The following is an 18,550-nucleotide window of genomic DNA, read 5'->3' on the forward strand; positions in this document are numbered from 1 at the left end:
GCCTTGCCTAAATGCTCCCTTCAACCACGCTGTGTCCGACTGTAAACACGAAGTACAGATAGATCACATAAAACGCGGCCATGATCAGCCCTTCGAATTTACCAATACTGCGATGCATAAACACAATTGGCAACAAGCCAACTGAGATGAGCAGCATGACCCAATAGTCGAACTGCAGGAAGTTTGAATCCACGTGCAGCGGGATAATCATTGATGTCACACCAATGATCGAGAGAATGTTGAAGATGTTGGAGCCGACCGCGTTGCCGATAGCAACAGCGGACTGTCTGCGCAGAGCAGCGGCCATTCCGGCTGCGAATTCTGGGAGTGATGTGCCAAGGGCAACGATGGAAAGGCCAACAGCGCTTTCTGCGACACCCATGATCTTGGCGATGTCGAGCGCGCTATCGGTGGTTAGTTTGCCGCCAAGTGGAAGCCCCACAATGCCGATAAGCAAATAGATGGTGATCTTGCGGGTATCGTCTGGTGCATCGTCAATCTCTTCAACGATCTCTTCAATCGCTTGGCCTTTCTTGCGCATGCGATTGGCTTCGACGCCGTTATAAACCAAATAGCCTGCAAGCAATATGATCAGGATAAGCCCATCAGTGAAGCTGATGGTTTGGTCAAGGCTGAGGAAGATCAGCAATATGCTGACAAACACCATAAAGGCCGTTGAACGCCGAAGGCCAGTTTGCTTGCAATCAATCGAGAAGAATAGGGCAGGCACACCCAACACAAACAAGATGTTGGTGATGTTTGATCCGACCACATTGCCGATTGAAAGACCGGGTGCACCTTCTGCGGCCGCTGACAGCGAAACCACCAATTCTGGTGCGGATGTGCCGAAGGCAACAACGGTTAGTCCAATGACCAAAGGGGGGATGCCCATGCGGTTGGAAAGACCAACAGCGCCACGAACCAACAAATCACCTGTTACAACCAACGTGGCGAGGCCCAAAATGAGCAGCAAATATGGCATTGGAACCTTTTTCTATAAAACGCGTGCGCTAGGTAGTGGCAAAGATCGACACAAAACACAAGAGTGTCTGATATGGGGTTTCGGTTTAATATGTAAAGAGATCACAACTAATGTGATGTGCTGGTCAGGTGAAAAATTTCCTCTTATGCTTTCGATAGATAGGGACAATATATGCTGACCAACACGCACATACTTGTTGCGGCTACGGCTTTGACGCGGCAACGGTTCACGACCAAACAGAATTTGGCGATTATTGCGGGCGGGGTGGTTCCAGACTTATCCGTATTTATTATGGCCGCTGTTGGTCGCATGCCGGGCTCAACCATTACCAATTTGTGGCGCAAGCCAGACGGTATGTATTGGCAAGAACCTTGGCAGTTCTTTTCCGCTCTTTCGAACTCCATTCCCTTGTATGTTGCCCTATTGCTTTTGTTTATGTTTTTGGTGCGGCGCGCGCAAAAACACAGGGCATTGTGGTTGGGGAGTGCGTTGTTTTTTGCGGCATGTTTGTTGCATGTTTTGTTTGATTTTCCAGTACATGCAGACGATGCGCATGTGCATTTTTGGCCACTTACAGATGCACGTTTTCACTCGCCAGTTTCCTATTGGCAATCGCAATATTGGGGCAATTGGGTCAGCGCATTTGAAGTGATCGGTGGGCTGATAATGGCCACCATTTTATGGCGTCGATTTGGCCATTGGTGGCCGCGAATTGGCACCACTTTGTTGGCGTTGCCCTATATTGCCGCCATCGCATTTTTGCTGCGTGGTTTTGTGAGCTAGCGTGCGCGTTTGAATATTGTTGCGATTGCGACACCGGCTAATATCAGCACACTGGCAACAACAAACCGAAGGCTTAATTGTTCGCCCAAAAACAAAATGCCGCCAGCTGTTGCAATGGCTGGAACAGTGAGTTGCACAACGCCTGCGCTGGTGCGGGCCAGTTTGGGCAGCACGGCATACCAAATTGCATAGCCGATGCCCGAAGCAAGTGCGCCCGATAAAGTGGCGAATAAAATGCCTTTCGGATCAATCGGCCACATATCGGCGACGAGAACCAAGCCAATAGCTGCCCCAATAATCAGCGGTGCTGAGCGGACAAAGTTGCCCATAGTGTCTTGCAGTGGATTTTTTGAGCCGCGCCCGAGAAGAGAATAAACACCCCAACTAATGCCGGAAAGGATCATGAGCGCGGTGCCTAATGGGTCAGGTGCGACTAGGCCGGGTGAAACCAAGTAGATGAATGCGCCAAAAGCCAGCAAAATGCCAAAAACCTCAATTGGGCCAGGGCGTTCGCCTTTATATATTGCCCACACAATCATGGTGATTTGAACGGATGCGAACAATATCAGGGCACCCAAGCCGGCGCCCAAGCTGAGATAGGCAAACGAGAAGAAAATTGCGTAGCCGAATAGCGCGAAAGATCCGTGAAATGAACCGCTGCCTTTTGGGTAGGCTAGAGACTTTTGGTGAAAGGCGACAATGGCAAGCAGCATCAGCGCACCCGTGAGCAACCGAATGCAGGTGAACATTACCGGATCGATATCTGTTTCCACCAACGCAATGCGCGTGAATACAGAATTGGCGGCAAAGGCGATCATCGCCAAAGCGGTGAGGGCTAAGGTCTTTATCAATTTGTTGCTCGGTTCAGCTTAGGGATAAATTTGAGGGAACTCTAAATCCATGTCGTCGGCATATCCACCGCACTCAGACTTAGCGTAGAATTTGAGCATCTTGAACCCATATTCTTGCCATTGCCATTCACCTGATGTGCCGCAATCCCCTAGGCCACGACCTTTGTAGAAGCTTGTGAGCGTGCGGGTCGCCGGATCGAAATGTGGATTGACCAGTAAATCGGTTCCAGTCCAACCAACGCTATCCCAGTAGTCGGCAAACAGTAGTTTGGAGATGCTATCGTACTCAGTTGACTGGGTGTAAAAGGCATATAGGAAATTGTAGGCACCGGCGGTGCAGGGGATCATATAGAGCAGGGTTGTGTTATTGACCTGATGTATTTGCCAGTCGCTGCCGTGCACGAGTTCAGAAAGGGCTTCGCAGTTTTCGTTCGCTGCATGCTTTTCCAAAATTTCGGCGGGCAATTCTGTCGGGATGGGCAGCTTTGGTTCCGCTAGGTCCAGCCCGATGGGTAAGTCGCCGGCGATGCGCGGATCGCCTACGCGTCCTTGTTGATCATCTATCCACAAAAGGGATGCGGTTAGACCAGAGAGGGAGAAGTCGATGTCGATGCGTTGGCCCGACATATCGTCAAAACTGGATGTCATTTTGTTGCCAGCCAGCATGGCGGTCAGCATTTTCGTGGCATCTTCGCCGATCAAGAAAATATCGTTGATGGCACCATAGGCTAGAGCGCCGCTACCTTTTGTGAACCAGAAGCTGTCTTCACCGATCCAATAATAAAAGGTAGTGCTGTTATTTGGCGCGACCGTAATTGGGGTGAACGAGATTTCCCATTTGGCGCCATCTTTGTGTCGCCCAATGCGCAGCCAATGGTCGGCTACAGCGCCGTTACCTGGATTTGGGTTAATATAGGTAATTGCAGAACAATAGCCGGTTGTGGGGCGACATGCGGCGAGCCAATCTTTGAAATATTCACGTTTTTCGCCAAAATTTTCTGCGTTTGCAGGTGCTGCGGTCAAAAAAGCTAACAAAAGCCACATGATAAAGCGCATGGTAAATCTCTCCCTGTTGCGAACAGATTAGCGCAGTTCGAGCAGTATTACACCTATTCTGTTGAATGAATATATTGTCAGACAATTTTCTTGATTGCCTTTAGTTTTGTGCGCGGGCGGGCTAAGCTTTGCGCGACGGATTGAGGGATCCGTCCAACAAAAATTAGGAGGGGAAACATGGAAGCAATTCTTCCACTACTCATTCAGGTCGTTGCTGGCGGTATTGGCGGTAACGGCGTGGCACAAGCTTTGAAAAATGCAAATCTTGGCACGATGGGCAATACAATTGCCGGTGCTGTGGGCGGTCTTGGCGGCGCTGCGCTAACCGGTGCTGTGCCTGGTCTTGATGCTCTTGCCGGAATGGGTCTTGCTGGTGACGGCATTGCCGGACTTGTCGGCGGGGGTGTGCTGACGGCAGTTGCTGGTGTTGTTAAAAACATGATGTCCAACAACGCGGACGAATAGATTAGCGAATACGAAAAGTTTGCCCCGGCGCGACCATCGTGCCGGGGTTTTTGTATCAGATCACCCTTTTGACATAGGTGTCGCGCTCGATCTCTTTAATATCAACGCTGATGCTGCCCACATCCGTTAGTCGCGCTGATGTTGCGCGCAATATTGCGTTTGTCACTTCTTGTTTTTGCGCCAATGTGCGCCCTGTCAGAAGACGCACAGTGAGGTGCGCGAATGTTGCATTTTCGACTTCTTGGTACCAATGAGTTGCTGGCAACATGCGCACTTTGATGTCTTCAGGTGTTTCAAACGCGCTGGTGCTCATTGCGGCGGCGACCAGTTCTTTGCACAAGGCGTCAAAGTCATATTGGTCTGCAAGCGGGGCGGCATATTCAACAATAATATGGGGCATAAATGTAGCCTTTTATGATGTGGCAGGTGGCATTGAATTCTTATAGGCAAGTTGGTTTTTGAATGCTACGGTTGAGGCCAATCGTTTTTGCCTTTTGGGTTCTCCACTGGGCTTTTCCTTCAGGTTCCATCATGTCCATTACGCCGCCCAACTCTGGGAATAATATCTCAAAGGGTATCGCCCTTACGCTAATCTCCATCATGATTTTTGCCGTTCAAGATGTGGCGGTGAAGATGTTGGTGACTGATTATCCACCAACTCAGGTGGTGATGATCCGGTTTTGGGGCGTTGCGGTTTTTACTCTTGTTTGGGTGATGCGCGAAGGGCCAATTCGCAATGCTTTCCGTACTAAGAAGCCTTTTTTGCAGATATCCCGCGGCGTTTTGCTGGTGCTCGACATTTGGTGCTTTAGCGCTGCACTGCAATTTATGCCACTCAGTGATTTGCAGGCGATTTTCATGCTGTTCCCTATCGTTACGACGCTATTTGCGGTGCCATTGTTGGGTGAAAAAGTGGGTATTTTCCGCTGGTCGGCGATTGGCGTTGGTTTTTTGGGCGCAATGATCATCATTCGCCCGGGCTTTCAAGAAGTGAATATTGGGGTTTGGTTCCAGTTAGGGGCGGTTACGACATTTGCCCTTTACACTGTGCTGACTAGGCTTGTTTCGCGTCACGACAGCACCACGACATCTGTCGTCTACATGGCGGCGGTCGGCGTTGTTCTTTCAACGGCTGTGGGCATATTCAATATGGTGCCGATGACTCTCAATGGCTGGCTTTTGATGGCGCTGGTAATTGTCACCGCCAACGTTGCACATACGCTTTTCACCATGGCTTATCGAGAAGCACCAGCCAGCGCCCTGCAGCCGTTTAACTTCCTGATTTTGCCCGCTGCGATTATTATGACGGTGATCTTCTTTGGTCACTGGATTGATATGATTAGTCTTTTTGGAGCCACGCTTACCGTGGGTGCTGGGTTGTTTGTGTGGTGGCGCGAACGCCAAAAGGAACGCGAAGCAAAACGCAGCGCGCTGAAACAAGTACCTATTCGATAAGGGAAAGAAGGATCGGACAGGCGCGACATACGCGGAGAGATCAGATAGGGGATGATCGCGAGAACATGCCCACACCTGTCCGAACACTTGTTGGCAATAAACCTTGGACGGGCTTTGCGAGGCATGAGATGATTGCACGCCCGCCAAGGTTATTGCACAGCACCCCATAGGTGGTGCTGATTGAAGGACCGCAGTCAGGAAATCGGTAGGTCAACTGCGATCAATCTCTTCAACTTGAGACTACTATGCGCAGAAGATACGATTCTGAGAATTGATATAAATCAATTGTGATGTAGTTACATTTGCAACATTTGGTGGGCGCGAACGCATGAATTGGTGCTTTCGATGGCAGATTAAAGCACGCGTCCGCACACTATGTTGTTGGATTGGGCGATCAATCAGCTTTCAGGAAGTGCCTTAGGATCGAACTGGCACCATTGACCGGCCTGCGCCATGCTTTGTTCAAAACCGGCAACAGAAAACAGACCGAATAGAACTGTTTCGCCCTGCGCTTGCAGGTTCATTGAATAGCCAACAGAATTTGAAGCGCCGCTGATTTCGCCAATCATTTCCACCACGAACCCTGAGGTCATAGATGCACCGTATCCGCTTGACGTTTCAACTGGGAACATCTCGTCACCAAGCCAGGTTTCCTCGCCATCGACTTCAAGAACCACATAGTCGTCTTGCCCCCAAGGGGCGCCCGTTTCGCCCGGCCATGGTGCATATTCGTAGCTGAAGTTCGCATTAAACCCTTGTTGTTCAAAACTGAACACCAGAGCACCGCTGGTGTCGCGTGCTGACCGGACAGTGAACACATAACACGTCTGGCCGATTCTGCTTGCAGCCCAGTCGCCGCTGCCAAATTGTTGTGCCGCTGCGGGCGATGTTAGGGCAAGAGCCAAAAAAGGGACTGCAATTACTTTACGCATGAATTTTCCTCACTTTTTGGGCGTAATACACACGATTTTTTTGCCACTGAACAGTGTGAATTCTGTGTGGCGGAGCTTCTTTGGTAACAGGGTTTCGAAAGTATTTCGCTTGGTGCTTTGGAAATTGCGAGTTTGACGACGCACGAGGAGTTCAAGTGCGCCGCCAAATGATTGGGGCTTTATTCCATTGAGTTCAGCCCAAAAACATTGCCTTCGGTATCTTGGCAAAGGGTGACCCATCCAAATTCGCCGATGGAGAATTTGGGGCGGATGATTTGACCGCCTGCTTCTTCAACACGCGCCTGTTCGATGGCGCAGTCTTTTGACATGAAATAAATAGTTGTACCCCCAACGCCCGGTTTGGCATGGTCAGATTTCGTTAGTGCTCCCGCTGCGCCATAGGCGGACATGTCGGCGGTGAACGCCATCATTTGAGTTTCGCCAGTAGGGTCGCCCATTGGATCCAGTTTGGTGGCGAAGACGGTCTCGTAAAAAGCAGTCGCACGATCGAGGTTATTTACATAGATGTCGAACCAGCCTACAGCGTTCATTTTGGTCATAATTGTCTCCAACAATTGAATTTATGACCAAGAACTAGCAAGCGAAATGATGAGCGTATTGTAGATTTCAGACATCAAACTTTTTGGCAAATTTTCCCGGCGTATAACCTGTTGCTTTGCGAAAAGAGTGGATGAAATGAGATTGGTCAGCGTAAGACCAAGTATCGGCGCCATTTAGTGATTGTTGTAGGCGCAAGATTTTCAAAAAGTCATGGGGCGTGAAGCCTGTCGATTTTTTTAGAATGCGTTGTAGTTGACGCGCAGAAATGTTGGTTGCCTCTGCCATATCAGCAACTGACGTGATCTCGTCCAGGTTCTGGAAGATTTTTTCGGTGGTCGGGTTGGGCGCAACAATGTTGTCTTCAACCAGAGTTTGGACAAAGCTAATTAGAGTGGATTGTTGCTTTTCAAAGGGACAGCCGACCAGCTTCTGTGCCGTATCGTTAATTGGCAATGCACCTTTATAAGGTTGGTTGAGCAATCCATATCTCAGCGGTTCGCGATCTTCTTGCCAGACGCCCGGCATGAAGCGAATGTTTACAAAATGAAACTCTTTGCCAAGGTTGAACTCTTCAGATTCAGCGCGCAGTTTTGTCGCCCCAGCGATGGTGGGTGACAGTTGGTCAAAAACCAAATAGGCGCAGGCGTCGGGCAGGGCGTGAAACCTATAGTCCTCAGGCAAAGAACCATTGGTCTTTAGCGCCAAAAAGCGATGTACGATTCCGCGCAGATGTTCGGGCGGCTCCGCCTCAACAAACTGAACAGCTTGGACTGATTTGTCCTTGCTGTTGCCCTTCGGGTCATACATTTTTTGCCATCATGATCTGAGGAACTGAAGCTTTTGGGTGGCTGGTTTTAATGCGCACGCCGCTAATCAATAATATCCAGTTCCATATCCTTGAGCCGTTTCACTTCGTCCCTTAGACGCGCCGCTTCCTCAAACTCGAGGTTGGTGGCAGCGTCACGCATTTTGGCCTCCAGGTCTTTGATGGTCGCGGCGAGGTTGTCGCCTACATGCACATCGCCTTTAGCGAACTTGCCGCCGGTTCCAACGGTGACGCGATCACCTTCGTAAACCGAATCCATGATGTTTTTGATATCGGATTTGATCGATTGCGGGGTGATGCCGTGCTCAAGGTTGTACTGCTCTTGTTTCTCGCGGCGTCGGTTTGTTTCGCCAATCGCGCGCTCCATCGAGCCTGTCACTTTGTCGGCATAGAGGATCACGCGACCCTCAGCATTCCGCGCGGCGCGGCCAATGGTTTGGATAAGAGAGGTTTCAGAGCGCAAAAAGCCCTCTTTGTCCGCATCCAAAATTGCGACCAATCCACATTCGGGGATGTCCAAACCTTCACGCAGCAAGTTGATGCCCACAAGCACGTCAAATGCGCCAAGCCGCAAATCGCGGATGATTTCGATCCGCTCAATCGTGTCGGTATCCGAGTGCATGTAGCGCACTTTGATGCCCTGTTCGTGCATGTACTCGGTTAGATCTTCGGCCATTTTTTTGGTCAAAGTGGTGACCAATGTGCGGTAGCCGGTTATGGCAACTTGCTTGATCTCGTCGATGACGTCGTCAACTTGGTTTGTTGCCGGGCGAATTTCCACAGGTGGGTCAATCAAGCCAGTTGGGCGGATGATTTGCTCTGCAAATACGCCGCCGGTTTGGTCCATTTCCCACTGCCCGGGGGTCGCTGACACATATACAGATTGAGGGCGCATCGCGTTCCACTCTTCAAATCGCAACGGACGGTTGTCCATGGCGGAAGGCAAGCGGAAACCATATTCGGCAAGTGTTGCTTTGCGTCTAAAGTCGCCGCGATACATGGCACCAAGTTGGCCGATGGTGACGTGGCTTTCATCGACAAAAACCAAAGCATCATCTGGCAGATATTCGAATAGTGTTGGGGGCGGTTCACCCGGCTGTCGGCCTGTGAGATAGCGCGAATAGTTTTCAATACCGGCACAAGAACCCGTCGCCTCCATCATTTCCAAATCGAACAAGGTGCGCTGTTCCAGGCGCTGCGCTTCTAAGAACCTGCCCATGCCGTTAAGTTCTTGCAGGCGACCTTGCAGCTCGTTTTTGATGTATTTCATCGCTTGGTTGAGTGTCGGGCGCGGGGTCACATAGTGTGAATTCGCATAGAGCCGAATGTATTTTAAGTTCGCCGCTTTGTGGCCGGTTAGTGGATCAAATTCAACGATAGATTCGATTTCATCGCCCCACAGGGAAACGCGCCAAGCTGCGCTGTCATAGTGAGCGGGGAATATTTCGATTGTGTCGCCACGCACGCGGAAGGTGCCACGCACAAAGCTTGCTTCGTTGCGTTTATATTGCAGTGCCACCAGTTGCGCGAGCAATTCGCGCTGATCGATCTTTTGACCTTCTTTCAGGTCCACGATCATTGAGGTGTAGCCTTCCACCGACCCGATACCATAAATGCACGAGACAGAAGCCACGATGATCACATCGTCGCGCTCGAGCACGGCGCGAGTTGCGGAGTGGCGCATGCGGTCAATTTGATCATTGATCGTAGATTCTTTTTCAATGAACGTATCGGTGCGCGGCACATAGGCTTCGGGCTGGTAATAGTCGTAAAACGATACGAAGTATTCTACCGCATTGTTAGGGAAGAAGCTTTTGAACTCGCCATAAAGCTGGGCCGCCAATGTCTTGTTTGGGGCCAGAATGAGTGCGGGGCGCTGCGTGTTGTTAATCAGCGAGGCAACGGTAAACGTTTTGCCTGAACCAGTTACGCCCAGCAGCACTTGGTCGGTTTCACCGTTTTCAATGCCTTCTTGCAATTCGGCAATGGCGGTTGGCTGATCGCCCTGGGGTTCAAAATCTGTCGCTAATTCAAATTTGATGCCGCCTTCAAGTTTTGGCGGGCGAGAAGGGCGGTGCGGTTTCCACGCTTCAACGCCCTCAACTTCTTCGCGGCCATATTGAATGAGGTTTTCAAGCGCTTTTACTGTTTCTGAAACGCCCGACTTCGCCTCGATTGGCTTGCCCGGCGCCATGAATCCGGCTTGTGGTGCTTCAGCGAAACCATCCAGGTTTTCGGGGCGCTCAACCGCGTTTGCTTTTGATTTCGGCGACTTCTTTGACATGCCGGTGACAGTGTCGGGGTTTGATGTTTTGGTGGTCCTGCGCTTGGCTTCGGCTGCTTCTGCGCGGTCTAACGCGCGCGCATTGCGCAAGCGTTGTTGGGGCAGCGGTTTAGACGCTTCAATGTCCTCAGCCTTTTCAATCTCGGTGATGAAATCATCTATCGAGAAGTCTGCTTTGCCGGGGCGTTCAGGTTGTTTTTTGTCGCCACTCATGATGGGGAATCCTGCGCGTCTAAGTCTTTAAGGAGCATTGGCGATCAATATAGGCACTATTGCTGTGAACGTAAAGAGAACAAATGGATTGATTTGCCACAAAAAAGCCCTGCCGCGCTGTGCGACAGGGCCCCGTCTCTCCGCTAATTCGCAACGTGCTTAAAGCACCATTTGCACAGCGATCATAATCACCACGCTTGCGACCACGTATCCGCCTTCCGTGATTTTTGCGTACATGGATTTGCTCGCAAATGAATTGCCCGCATATTGCAGCAGCACAAAAGCAACGGTGATCAGAATCATGGTCAAAAGACTGTTCGTCCGCGCGGTAATTGCAACGATCCAAGCTAGTCCAAATAATCCAAGGAATTGGGTTGCCATCGCTCCCATCGGCATCGACGACGCGCTTCCAAGTTCTGCGCCTATACCTTGCGCCCATTTTACGCCGAACATACGTTCCGAATACCATAGCCATCCCAAGATGAACGCCAGCACTGTGCCGACAATAATTGCCAACCAGCTTACATTTGCAGTAATTTCTTCCATTTTGTTCCCCACTCGAAAAAGGGCGTTTCTCCTCAAACTCGCTGTCGCCCCAATACAGCCATGCAAAATCTTGCATGGGTGCGACATTTTGGCAAGTTTTTGTTAACCTTTGTCTTTGGGTTCTTTTTCGAATTGTTTTGTTGTTACAAAGGGCGGTAGCCATTCTTCGCGCCGTGCGCACCACAGCTCGTATGTTGGAACGAATTGGTTGGGCTGGTCGAATGCGCCCAAGTGAACCTCAGTTTCGTCGCCCGTTTTTGCAAAAACCGACGATCCGCAATTGGGGCAAAAATGTCGGCCCTTATAGTGATTTGTTTCGCCTGTGATTTTGACATCGTCATGTTTGAAAATGGCAGCCGCATAGAACAGAGCGCCATGATGCTTTCGGCAATCTAAGCAATGGCAAATGCCCACACTATCTGGACTGCTGGTTGTCTCAAACCGCACATCACCGCAAAGGCAACCGCCTTGGACATTGCTCATGTTCGCCATCCTGTTTTGTTCGTTAGATAAGCTGATTGAGAAAGATAATGCGGTTTGATTGCGTCGTTGTCCACAAGGGGTTGGAGTTGGTCAGGCGAGGATAAGTCATGAAGAGTTGTTTATTTTGTGGGGCAAATAAAATACCATTTAACTCACAGCAAATGGAGAGACTTCGATGCGGATTTTGTTCACTGGCGGATCAGGTAAGGCGGGAAAACACGCGGTGGCCTATTTGTTAGATAGGGGGCACCGTGTGCTCAATGTCGATCGAGTGCCGCTTGATATGCCGGGGGTCGACAATCGGATTGCGGACATAACAGATGCGGGGCAAGTCTATGATGTCATGTTCTCTTATGCAGGGTTTGACGAGTTGGAACCCGGCACAGGTGTGCCGAAATTCGATGCAGTTGTGCATTTTGCAGCGGTACCGCGCCTGCTTTTGACCTCTGATAATGAGTGCTACCGGGTCAATACAATCGGCACTTACAATGTGATTGATGCAGCTCTTAAAGCAGGTGTGCGCAAGGTCATTTTCGCTTCTTCCGAAACAACTTATGGCGTTTGCTTTGCCGATGGCGAACGCAAGCCTGAATACATTCCGGTGGACGAAGATCATCCGGTTGTCCCAGAAGATAGCTATGCGATGTCAAAAGTTGCGAATGAAGTCACCGCCCGAAGCTTTCAGCGGCGCAGTGGCGCCGACATTTATGGCTTGCGGATCAACAATGTGATCGAGCCGCATGAATATGAAGAAAACTTCCCAGCCTATTTGGCAGACGCGTCCATCCGGCGACGCAACATTTTTGCTTATATTGATGCGCGCGATTTGGGGCAAATGGTCGAACGCTGCTTGCAAACGGATGGCTTGGGTTTTGAGCTTTTTAATGTCTCAAACGACGATCATTCGGTTGCGCCCACCACGCAAGAATTGATTGATGAGTTTTATCAAGGCGTGCCGCAAAAAGCGCAAATGGGGACGCACGAGACCTTTTATTCGAATGCCAAAGCAAAGAAGCTATTGGGTTTCGCTCCGCAGCATAGTTGGCGCGATTATATAAGCGCAGAATAGGCTTTGGGGCTTTTCCTAGTCGACCAAAAAGTAGGTGATGGTGGACACAACGCGCACCTTTTTATCGATCTGCTTGTCCGGACGATCATTTGGAATGTCCACAGCGGGCAAGATTTGGAACACGCCTTGGTTGGCGGTTTGGATGTTGCCCACTTTTGATTGGGATTGCTCCGCAAACTGCTGCGCCGCTTCTCGGGCGCGGCCCGTGGCTTCGGTCAGCATTTCAGATTTCAAATCCGCAATCCCAGTAAAGACAAAGCTTGGGCCGCCAGACCAACTGTCTGATGAAAACACAACGCCTGCTTTTAGCAATTCGCCGATATCGCGCGAGGCGGCGGCGAGGGCGTCAACTTGGTCAGTTGTCACGAGCATATCTTCGTTCAAATTGAAGCGTACATCGGCTGGATAATTGCCACCGTTGTAGCCTGCATAGCGATCTTCAACGCGTAAGTTTTGCACTTCGATTTCGGTGTTCTTGAACCCGCGCTCCGCCAAGAATTTGCGCACGGCGTTCTCCGAAATCTCAAGGTTGGAACGTGCAGCCTCCAATGTTGGTCCGGTGGCAATAAAGCGGATCGGCCAGAACCCCAAATCAGCTTTCACATTTTGCTCGGCCAAGCCTTTTACCGTGACGGTGCGGATTGGTTTGCGGCTGTTCTCAAGCGATTGGCCAAGCAACCAACCGCCAGCGGTCATGCCCAATGCAATAATGGCGGCAGAGATAATGGAGAGTGGGTTCATGGCCAGCGCCTCAACAATCTTGATCAAGTATGTGCGAAGCAAAGACCATTAAGGCGGCGGAAATAGGGCGATGTTCATTCACCTGTGGAAATTCGATCTGAGCAATTTGATAACTTGACTTTTATAATCATATTAACTTACATGCCGTTGGTCGCAAATCTGAAAACACATTCTAATTTGCAGAAAGAATAAAAATGTCCATTAAATCACTAGTGCTTGGCGCGGTCGCTTCGGCGGCTTGTTTGTTTGTGTCTGCCGTTCCCTCGATCGCTGAAACAATAACGGTAACTGATATTGCGGGCCGTTCGGTTCAGGTTGAAAAAGACCCCAAGCGGATCGTTTTGGGTGAGGGGCGGATGATCTACTCACTTGCGCTTTTAGACAAGGAGAATCCGTTTGAACGCGTTGTTGGTTGGAAAGACGATCTGATCAAATATGACCCGGACGCGTTTCGTAAATATGCGCAGAAGTTTCCAAAAGCTTACGACATCCAAAATCTTGGCAGTCCGTATTCAGGCGAATATAGCCTTGAAACGGTAATTGGGCTTGATACGCAATTGCTCATTTTGAATTTGGGCAATCTGATGAAGGCGCAGGAAAGCGGCATCATTGCCAAGCTGGAAAAAGCCGGAATACCCGTGGTGTTTGTCGATTTCAGGCAAAGACCAACCCAGAATACAGTGCCAAGCCTGCAAATGTTGGGCCGGATTTTTGACAAGCGAGATCGCGCTGATGAGTTTGTCGATTTCTATGTGAAAAACATGTCGTTGATCTACGCGCGCACCGAAACATTAAAAGACGAAGACAAGCCGGTTGTGTTTATTGAACGGGCGGCTGGATACAATCCAGACAAATGTTGCGGCACATTTGGTAGTGCAAATTTGGGGCGCTTGGTGGACCTGGCTGGTGGCATCAACTGGGGCACACGCAAGTTCCCTGGGTTTGGCGGCAAGGTAAATCCAGAATCGATTTTTGTTGATGATCCAGACGTAATTATTGGCACAGGTGCCAATTGGTCAGAGGCAAAGCCAGATACCGCAGCGGTTCTATTTGGATATGAAGCCGGCGAGGCGGAAACCCAACAACGGCTGGCAAATTTGGCGGGCCGCAAAGGCTGGGGTGCATTGTCAGCGGTAAAGAATGGCCGCTTCCACTCAATCTATCATCAGTTCTACAATAGCCCTTATCACTTTGTTGCCATGCAGGCTTTTGCAAAGTGGATGCATCCAGATTTGTTCGCGGATTTGGACCCTCATGCGACGTTTGATGAGTTGCATGACCGGTTCTTGCCTATCGACAATTCAGGTTTGTTCTGGGCAACGCTCAAATAGTTCCAATCGCCGTCCATCGTAAAGATGGGCGGCCTTTTCTTTAAGGAATAGATCAATGGATATAGCGCAGAATTCGGCGCCCATGGATGATTATGTGCGGGACGTTAGGAAGCGTTGGCTTGGCCTGTCTATCGTGGGGCTTTTGCTGCTTTTGAGCTTTATTATCGACGTGTCGAATGGGCCGGGGAATTTTCCATTATCAACAGTATTTGAAACACTGCTTGATAAAAATGCTCATGGCATCAAGCTAGAAGTGATTGTTTGGGATTTTCGTTTGCCCGTTGCGGTTACCGCCATTCTTGTTGGTGCAATTTTGGCGATTGCTGGGGCTCAAATGCAAACAATTTTGAATAACCCTTTGGCCGAACCATTTACCCTAGGCGTTTCATCAGCTGCCAGTTTTGGTGCCGCGCTCGCGATTGTTACAGGCTGGAGCCTGGTGCCCGGTGTCGGGCATTTGCTTGTCACCATGAATGCGTTTGTTTTTGCTTTAGCGACCTGTGGGTTGGTGCTTTTTGCGTCGCGCCTTAAAGGCATTGGTGCGGAAACGATGATCCTGTTCGGCATCGCGATCTTTTTCACGTTCAATGCGGCGCTGGCGATCATGCAATATATGGCCTCAGAAGATGAGTTGGCCCGCATTGTGTTTTGGATGATGGGGTCTTTGTCGCGCGCGAGCTGGGAAAAGATTGGATTGGGTGGCTTATTGCTTGTGGTGATTTTGCCCATCTGCTTTTGGCGCAGCTGGCAGCTCACCGCCTTGCGGATGGGTGAGGAAGCAGCGATTAGCTTTGGTGTTGATGTGGAGCGCATTCGTATTGAAATGCTCATCATCATTTCGTTGCTCGCCGCGACGGCCGTGGCCTTTGTTGGCACGGTTGGATTTGTCGGTCTTGTGGGGCCACATATTGCACGGATGATTGTGGGAGAAGATCAACGCTATTTCTTTCCACTTTCAGCATTGGTTGGCGCGTTGGTGATGTCGCTAACCTCGGTGGTCTCAAAAATGATCACGCCTGGCGTGATTTACCCAATTGGCATCATCACCGCGCTAATCGGCGTGCCAATTTTCATCATTCTCATTCTCAACACACGTAAGGAGCGACTAAGATGAGTTTGCTAATTGACGGATTACATGCCGGCTATTCCGGTACAAAAATCTTGACCGATGTGACGATTGAGAATTTGCAATCAGGTGAACTTGTTGGGGTGATTGGTCCTAATGCGGCGGGAAAGTCCACCTTGTTCAAATCTATCGCTGGGGTCATAAAGCCCATGAGCGGAGACATTTTGATCAATGGTAAGTCAACGTTCAATATGTCGCGCGCTCAGCGGGCGAAACATGTGGCCTATATGCCCCAAGCTTATGGCTGCAATGCGGTTTTAACGGTTTTTGAATCGGTGTTGCTCGCACTGAAGCAAAGTGGTGGTTGGCGCGTAAACCAAGCACAGTTGGATCGAGTGGCGAGCATTTTGCACACCCTCGGTTTGGAACATATTGCGGGGCGCAATATCGCGTTTCTAAGCGGCGGTCAGGCGCAAATGGTTGCGGTGGCGCAAACCTTGGTGCGCGAACCTGACATAATTTTGTTTGATGAACCTACAAGCGCGCTCGACCTTCGCCATCAATTGCAAATTATGAGCCAGATCCGAAAAGCGATCACATCAAATGGGCTGGTGGGACTTGCAGCCCTGCATGATCTCAATTTGGCAGCTCAATTTTGCGACCGTTTGGTGCTGATCAAAGATGGTCAAATCAGAGCGGATGGCTCGCCAGAGTTGGTGCTTGGCAGCTCAGATATTGATGATGCATATGGCGTATCAACCGAGCTTGGCCGCACGGGTTCTGGGAGATTGTTTGTGGACGCAACATTGAACAAGGTGCAAGCAAAACGTGTTGCGTGAGTGTTGATCGGTCGATGCACCAAACGCATCCAATAAAAATCTGCCCCAGCTTTTGGCCGGGGCAGTTGGAGGACAGCATCAATGCTGTAAGGTCAGGATCGTCCTAGTAGCGGTATGACTTATAAGACGAAATTTCATTGTTTAGGCGCCAGCCGAGACGCGGAACGTCATGATCGATAGTGCGGCAGATGCCTTTGAAGTTCTTGTGCTTACACACTTTCACCGCTGCGTCGCCGATGATTTGGATTGATGAAATCCGATCATTCCATTTTGGCGGTAGCAAGTTGTTTGACTTACCTGCATTCACACATGCTTTTCTGCCGCGATAGTTCTTCTGGCTATAGAAACAGACTTTGGCTTTGCGTGGCTTGTGCGGATATGTGTAGCCATCATCTGTTGAAAAACCGAAGGTGAAAGATGAGCCGCCTGAGCCAAACTGGAAGCCAAATGTAACTTTTGGATCTTCATATGTTGGCGTTGGTGTTGGTTTTGGCTTTGGTTTGTGGCCGATTTTTTTCAAATATTTGGCAGCAACCCAGCCGTCAGGGCCTTTGTGAGTAACATAGCACCACTTTTTGGATGGGGTACATTTGTTCACATTTACTGTTTCGCCTTTATACAAGGCGTCAACAATGTTGTAGCCCGTGCCCGGGCCAGAGCGTACATTCAGTGCTGATTGAGCCTTAGCGGCAAATGCAAATGCTGAGGTGCCGGTGATGATGACGCCGATTGTGGCCAATGCGACGGTTTTGGTGATTTTGCGAAAGTCCATTTCAGATCTCCCAGTTTTGAGCTTCACGAATTCTGTGATGCCACTTAACCAAAACCTTGCTGAATGGTTACTGAATGGTAATGTTCAGTTTCAGTTCATGTTCATGAACTGGGAGACTTATTCATTAAAAACAAATGTTTAGATGTATTTTGGCGGTGCGGAATGGCCTATTTTTGGACCGGTTTTGCCTTGCCCGTCTCATCAAGCGCCACATAAACAAAGCGGCCATCGGTCACTTTTTCCCGCTCATCCAAGCGGTTTCGGCGCGCCCAGGCTTCCATAAACACGGCAATTGATGTGTTGCCCACGCGCTCAATCGTTGTGTAAACGCACAGCACGTCTCCCACTTTAACTGGGGCAATAAAGGTCATGGCTTCCACCGCGACGGTGACAACGCGAGATTTTGAACGTTCTGCTGCTGCGATGCCGCCTGCAATATCCATTTGACTGAGCACCCAGCCGCCAAAAATATCGCCTGATGGGTTCGTATCACCAGGCATTGCGATAGTGCGGATAGTCAGTTCGCCTTTGGGTGCGTCTTCGCTCATTTGCTTATCCTATTGCCGAAATAGTTGGGTGATCATCTTCATCATCATCGCCCAGATCGAGCGATGTTTGGCGTTCAATATTCACAACGCTGGTTGGATTCATGCGCTCTTCCCAATGGCGCCGGCAAAGGGAAACATAGACCTCTTTGCCAATGCTAACCTGTTCGCCTTCGCGGATGACGTCGCCATTCTCGTCCAGGCGAACAACCATTGAGGCCTTGGATCCACACTCACAGATGGTGCGGATCTCGCGCAGAATATCGGCAATGGCCAGCAGTTCAGCCGAGCCTTCAAACAGTTTGCCTTGAAAATCTGTTCGTAGGCCGAAGCACATTACCGGAATGCCCAAACGATCCGCGACGCGCGCCAATTGCCAAACCTGAGCGCTTGTCAAAAACTGTGCTTCATCCACAAAAATACAATTGATGCGCTTTTCTTTGTTGGCAACTTCGACATCGGCCAACAGGTCCAGTTCGCGGTCATAGAGGTTGGCTTCAACGTCCAGTCCAATGCGCGACGTGATTTTGCCAACGCCATCTTCCACATAAAGGGATGATGTGTAGAGCCGCACATGCATGCCGCGTTCTTGGTAGTTGTGGGCGGCCTGCAAAAGAATTGTCGATTTGCCCGCATTCATCGCTGCATAGGAGAAATAAAGCTTTGCCATTGCCCGGGCCCTTTGTGGAATCGATTAGCTTGGCGTGCATTGTAGGCGTGAACTCGACGCAAATTGAAGCGGTGCGGCGT

Annotated in this window: 21 protein-coding genes; 7 read left to right on the top strand and 14 right to left on the bottom strand. The window is 50.1% G+C overall.

The annotated features are described in order from the left end of the window. Positions 1 to 7: 7 nt before the first annotated feature. Positions 8 to 982 carry a calcium/sodium antiporter gene (locus tag QQL65_RS01500; RefSeq protein WP_284361336.1) on the bottom strand — a complete coding sequence of 325 codons (975 nt, stop codon included), beginning with the start codon at positions 980 to 982 and terminating at the stop codon, positions 8 to 10. 171 nt (positions 983 to 1,153) lie between these two features. On the opposite strand from QQL65_RS01500, the gene QQL65_RS01505 reads away from it, so the two are divergent. Further along, positions 1,154 to 1,765, top strand: coding sequence for a hypothetical protein (locus tag QQL65_RS01505; protein WP_284361340.1), 612 nt, complete (start codon positions 1,154 to 1,156; stop codon positions 1,763 to 1,765). On the opposite strand, the gene QQL65_RS01510 is transcribed toward QQL65_RS01505, so the two are convergent. Together QQL65_RS01510 and QQL65_RS01515 are read right to left on the bottom strand one after the other, a co-directional pair. Beyond that, on the bottom strand, positions 1,762 to 2,616 hold the full coding sequence (locus QQL65_RS01510; RefSeq protein WP_284361342.1) for a DMT family transporter: 855 nt from the start codon (positions 2,614 to 2,616) through the stop codon (positions 1,762 to 1,764). The genes QQL65_RS01505 and QQL65_RS01510 overlap by 4 nt on opposite strands. Positions 2,617 to 2,634: 18 nt before the next feature. Next, the gene (locus tag QQL65_RS01515; RefSeq protein ID WP_284361343.1) at positions 2,635 to 3,672 is read right to left on the bottom strand and encodes a DUF1176 domain-containing protein; all 1,038 of its coding nucleotides are present in this window, start codon (positions 3,670 to 3,672) and stop codon (positions 2,635 to 2,637) included. 177 nt (positions 3,673 to 3,849) lie between these two features. Here QQL65_RS01515 and QQL65_RS01520 point away from each other — a divergent pair, with 177 nt between their 5' ends. After that, positions 3,850 to 4,137, top strand: coding sequence for a hypothetical protein (locus QQL65_RS01520; protein WP_284361344.1), 288 nt, complete (start codon positions 3,850 to 3,852; stop codon positions 4,135 to 4,137). A 55-nt stretch (positions 4,138 to 4,192) separates the two neighbouring features. Here QQL65_RS01520 and QQL65_RS01525 read toward each other — a convergent pair whose 3' ends face one another. After that, a complete protein-coding gene (locus QQL65_RS01525; RefSeq protein WP_284361346.1) occupies positions 4,193 to 4,537 on the bottom strand; it encodes a 5-carboxymethyl-2-hydroxymuconate Delta-isomerase in 345 nt (114 codons plus the stop codon). A 131-nt stretch (positions 4,538 to 4,668) separates the two neighbouring features. Between QQL65_RS01525 and QQL65_RS01530 the strand changes: the two genes are divergently transcribed. Continuing rightward, positions 4,669 to 5,592, top strand: coding sequence for a DMT family transporter (locus QQL65_RS01530; protein WP_284361349.1), 924 nt, complete (start codon positions 4,669 to 4,671; stop codon positions 5,590 to 5,592). A gap of 398 nt (positions 5,593 to 5,990) precedes the next feature. Here QQL65_RS01530 and QQL65_RS01535 read toward each other — a convergent pair whose 3' ends face one another. From QQL65_RS01535 to QQL65_RS01560, 6 genes are all read right to left on the bottom strand, one after another. Beyond that, the gene (locus tag QQL65_RS01535; RefSeq protein WP_284361353.1) at positions 5,991 to 6,524 is read right to left on the bottom strand and encodes a hypothetical protein; all 534 of its coding nucleotides are present in this window, start codon (positions 6,522 to 6,524) and stop codon (positions 5,991 to 5,993) included. Between the two features lie 179 nt (positions 6,525 to 6,703). Continuing rightward, a complete protein-coding gene (locus tag QQL65_RS01540) occupies positions 6,704 to 7,084 on the bottom strand; it encodes a VOC family protein (RefSeq protein ID WP_284361355.1) in 381 nt (126 codons plus the stop codon). Positions 7,085 to 7,151: 67 nt separating this feature from the next. Next, positions 7,152 to 7,892: a helix-turn-helix domain-containing protein gene (locus QQL65_RS01545; RefSeq protein ID WP_284361358.1), complete on the bottom strand. Its 741-nt coding sequence runs from the start codon at positions 7,890 to 7,892 to the stop codon at positions 7,152 to 7,154. A gap of 62 nt (positions 7,893 to 7,954) precedes the next feature. Beyond that, positions 7,955 to 10,408 (bottom strand): excinuclease ABC subunit UvrB, encoded by a 2,454-nt coding sequence (gene uvrB / locus QQL65_RS01550; RefSeq protein ID WP_284361360.1) that lies wholly within the window; start codon positions 10,406 to 10,408, stop codon positions 7,955 to 7,957. Between the two features lie 159 nt (positions 10,409 to 10,567). Next, positions 10,568 to 10,954 (bottom strand): DUF1761 family protein, encoded by a 387-nt coding sequence (locus QQL65_RS01555; protein WP_284361363.1) that lies wholly within the window; start codon positions 10,952 to 10,954, stop codon positions 10,568 to 10,570. 102 nt (positions 10,955 to 11,056) lie between these two features. Continuing rightward, positions 11,057 to 11,437 (bottom strand): GFA family protein, encoded by a 381-nt coding sequence (locus tag QQL65_RS01560; protein ID WP_284361365.1) that lies wholly within the window; start codon positions 11,435 to 11,437, stop codon positions 11,057 to 11,059. A gap of 175 nt (positions 11,438 to 11,612) precedes the next feature. Between QQL65_RS01560 and QQL65_RS01565 the strand changes: the two genes are divergently transcribed. Further along, a complete protein-coding gene (locus QQL65_RS01565) occupies positions 11,613 to 12,506 on the top strand; it encodes an NAD-dependent epimerase/dehydratase family protein (protein WP_284361369.1) in 894 nt (297 codons plus the stop codon). A 15-nt stretch (positions 12,507 to 12,521) separates the two neighbouring features. On the opposite strand, the gene QQL65_RS01570 is transcribed toward QQL65_RS01565, so the two are convergent. Continuing rightward, complete coding sequence (locus QQL65_RS01570; RefSeq protein ID WP_284361370.1) at positions 12,522 to 13,247, bottom strand: SIMPL domain-containing protein; 726 nt, start codon at positions 13,245 to 13,247, stop codon at positions 12,522 to 12,524. Positions 13,248 to 13,441: 194 nt separating this feature from the next. Between QQL65_RS01570 and QQL65_RS01575 the strand changes: the two genes are divergently transcribed. The 3 genes from QQL65_RS01575 to QQL65_RS01585 are packed head-to-tail and all read left to right on the top strand — an operon-like array spanning position 13,442 to position 16,483. Then, positions 13,442 to 14,578 carry an ABC transporter substrate-binding protein gene (locus QQL65_RS01575; protein ID WP_284361372.1) on the top strand — a complete coding sequence of 379 codons (1,137 nt, stop codon included), beginning with the start codon at positions 13,442 to 13,444 and terminating at the stop codon, positions 14,576 to 14,578. A 55-nt stretch (positions 14,579 to 14,633) separates the two neighbouring features. Continuing rightward, positions 14,634 to 15,692, top strand: a complete 1,059-nt coding sequence (locus QQL65_RS01580; protein WP_284361374.1) for a FecCD family ABC transporter permease — start codon at positions 14,634 to 14,636, stop codon at positions 15,690 to 15,692. Beyond that, positions 15,689 to 16,483, top strand: a complete 795-nt coding sequence (locus tag QQL65_RS01585; RefSeq protein ID WP_284361376.1) for an ABC transporter ATP-binding protein — start codon at positions 15,689 to 15,691, stop codon at positions 16,481 to 16,483. The genes QQL65_RS01580 and QQL65_RS01585 overlap by 4 nt, the downstream gene beginning before the upstream one ends. Positions 16,484 to 16,586: 103 nt before the next feature. Here the strand turns inward: QQL65_RS01585 and QQL65_RS01590 are convergent, their stop codons facing one another. The 3 genes from QQL65_RS01590 to QQL65_RS01600 form a co-directional block, all read right to left on the bottom strand. Then, a complete protein-coding gene (locus tag QQL65_RS01590) occupies positions 16,587 to 17,255 on the bottom strand; it encodes an SH3 domain-containing protein (RefSeq protein WP_284361378.1) in 669 nt (222 codons plus the stop codon). Positions 17,256 to 17,422: 167 nt separating this feature from the next. Next, the gene (locus QQL65_RS01595; protein ID WP_284361381.1) at positions 17,423 to 17,803 is read right to left on the bottom strand and encodes an acyl-CoA thioesterase; all 381 of its coding nucleotides are present in this window, start codon (positions 17,801 to 17,803) and stop codon (positions 17,423 to 17,425) included. 4 nt (positions 17,804 to 17,807) lie between these two features. After that, positions 17,808 to 18,470 (bottom strand): thymidine kinase, encoded by a 663-nt coding sequence (locus tag QQL65_RS01600; RefSeq protein WP_284361383.1) that lies wholly within the window; start codon positions 18,468 to 18,470, stop codon positions 17,808 to 17,810. Positions 18,471 to 18,550 lie beyond the last annotated feature (80 nt).

It is taken from the genome of Maritalea porphyrae (assembly GCF_030159895.1).
In the GTDB taxonomy this organism is placed as follows: Bacteria; Pseudomonadota; Alphaproteobacteria; order Rhizobiales; family Devosiaceae; genus Maritalea; species Maritalea porphyrae.

Coding starts and splice junctions, on each gene's coding strand:
- QQL65_RS01500 (WP_284361336.1), bottom strand. CDS start 982: ATGCCATATTTGCTGCTCATTTTGGGCCTCGCCACGTTGGTTGTAACA.
- QQL65_RS01505 (WP_284361340.1), top strand. CDS start 1,154: ATGCTGACCAACACGCACATACTTGTTGCGGCTACGGCTTTGACGCGG.
- QQL65_RS01515 (WP_284361343.1), bottom strand. CDS start 3,672: ATGCGCTTTATCATGTGGCTTTTGTTAGCTTTTTTGACCGCAGCACCT.
- QQL65_RS01520 (WP_284361344.1), top strand. CDS start 3,850: ATGGAAGCAATTCTTCCACTACTCATTCAGGTCGTTGCTGGCGGTATT.
- QQL65_RS01525 (WP_284361346.1), bottom strand. CDS start 4,537: ATGCCCCATATTATTGTTGAATATGCCGCCCCGCTTGCAGACCAATAT.
- QQL65_RS01530 (WP_284361349.1), top strand. CDS start 4,669: ATGTCCATTACGCCGCCCAACTCTGGGAATAATATCTCAAAGGGTATC.
- QQL65_RS01535 (WP_284361353.1), bottom strand. CDS start 6,524: ATGCGTAAAGTAATTGCAGTCCCTTTTTTGGCTCTTGCCCTAACATCG.
- QQL65_RS01540 (WP_284361355.1), bottom strand. CDS start 7,084: ATGACCAAAATGAACGCTGTAGGCTGGTTCGACATCTATGTAAATAAC.
- QQL65_RS01545 (WP_284361358.1), bottom strand. CDS start 7,892: ATGTATGACCCGAAGGGCAACAGCAAGGACAAATCAGTCCAAGCTGTT.
- uvrB (WP_284361360.1), bottom strand. CDS start 10,408: ATGAGTGGCGACAAAAAACAACCTGAACGCCCCGGCAAAGCAGACTTC.
- QQL65_RS01555 (WP_284361363.1), bottom strand. CDS start 10,954: ATGGAAGAAATTACTGCAAATGTAAGCTGGTTGGCAATTATTGTCGGC.
- QQL65_RS01560 (WP_284361365.1), bottom strand. CDS start 11,437: ATGAGCAATGTCCAAGGCGGTTGCCTTTGCGGTGATGTGCGGTTTGAG.
- QQL65_RS01565 (WP_284361369.1), top strand. CDS start 11,613: ATGCGGATTTTGTTCACTGGCGGATCAGGTAAGGCGGGAAAACACGCG.
- QQL65_RS01570 (WP_284361370.1), bottom strand. CDS start 13,247: ATGAACCCACTCTCCATTATCTCTGCCGCCATTATTGCATTGGGCATG.
- QQL65_RS01575 (WP_284361372.1), top strand. CDS start 13,442: ATGTCCATTAAATCACTAGTGCTTGGCGCGGTCGCTTCGGCGGCTTGT.
- QQL65_RS01580 (WP_284361374.1), top strand. CDS start 14,634: ATGGATATAGCGCAGAATTCGGCGCCCATGGATGATTATGTGCGGGAC.
- QQL65_RS01585 (WP_284361376.1), top strand. CDS start 15,689: ATGAGTTTGCTAATTGACGGATTACATGCCGGCTATTCCGGTACAAAA.
- QQL65_RS01590 (WP_284361378.1), bottom strand. CDS start 17,255: ATGGACTTTCGCAAAATCACCAAAACCGTCGCATTGGCCACAATCGGC.
- QQL65_RS01595 (WP_284361381.1), bottom strand. CDS start 17,803: ATGAGCGAAGACGCACCCAAAGGCGAACTGACTATCCGCACTATCGCA.
- QQL65_RS01600 (WP_284361383.1), bottom strand. CDS start 18,470: ATGGCAAAGCTTTATTTCTCCTATGCAGCGATGAATGCGGGCAAATCG.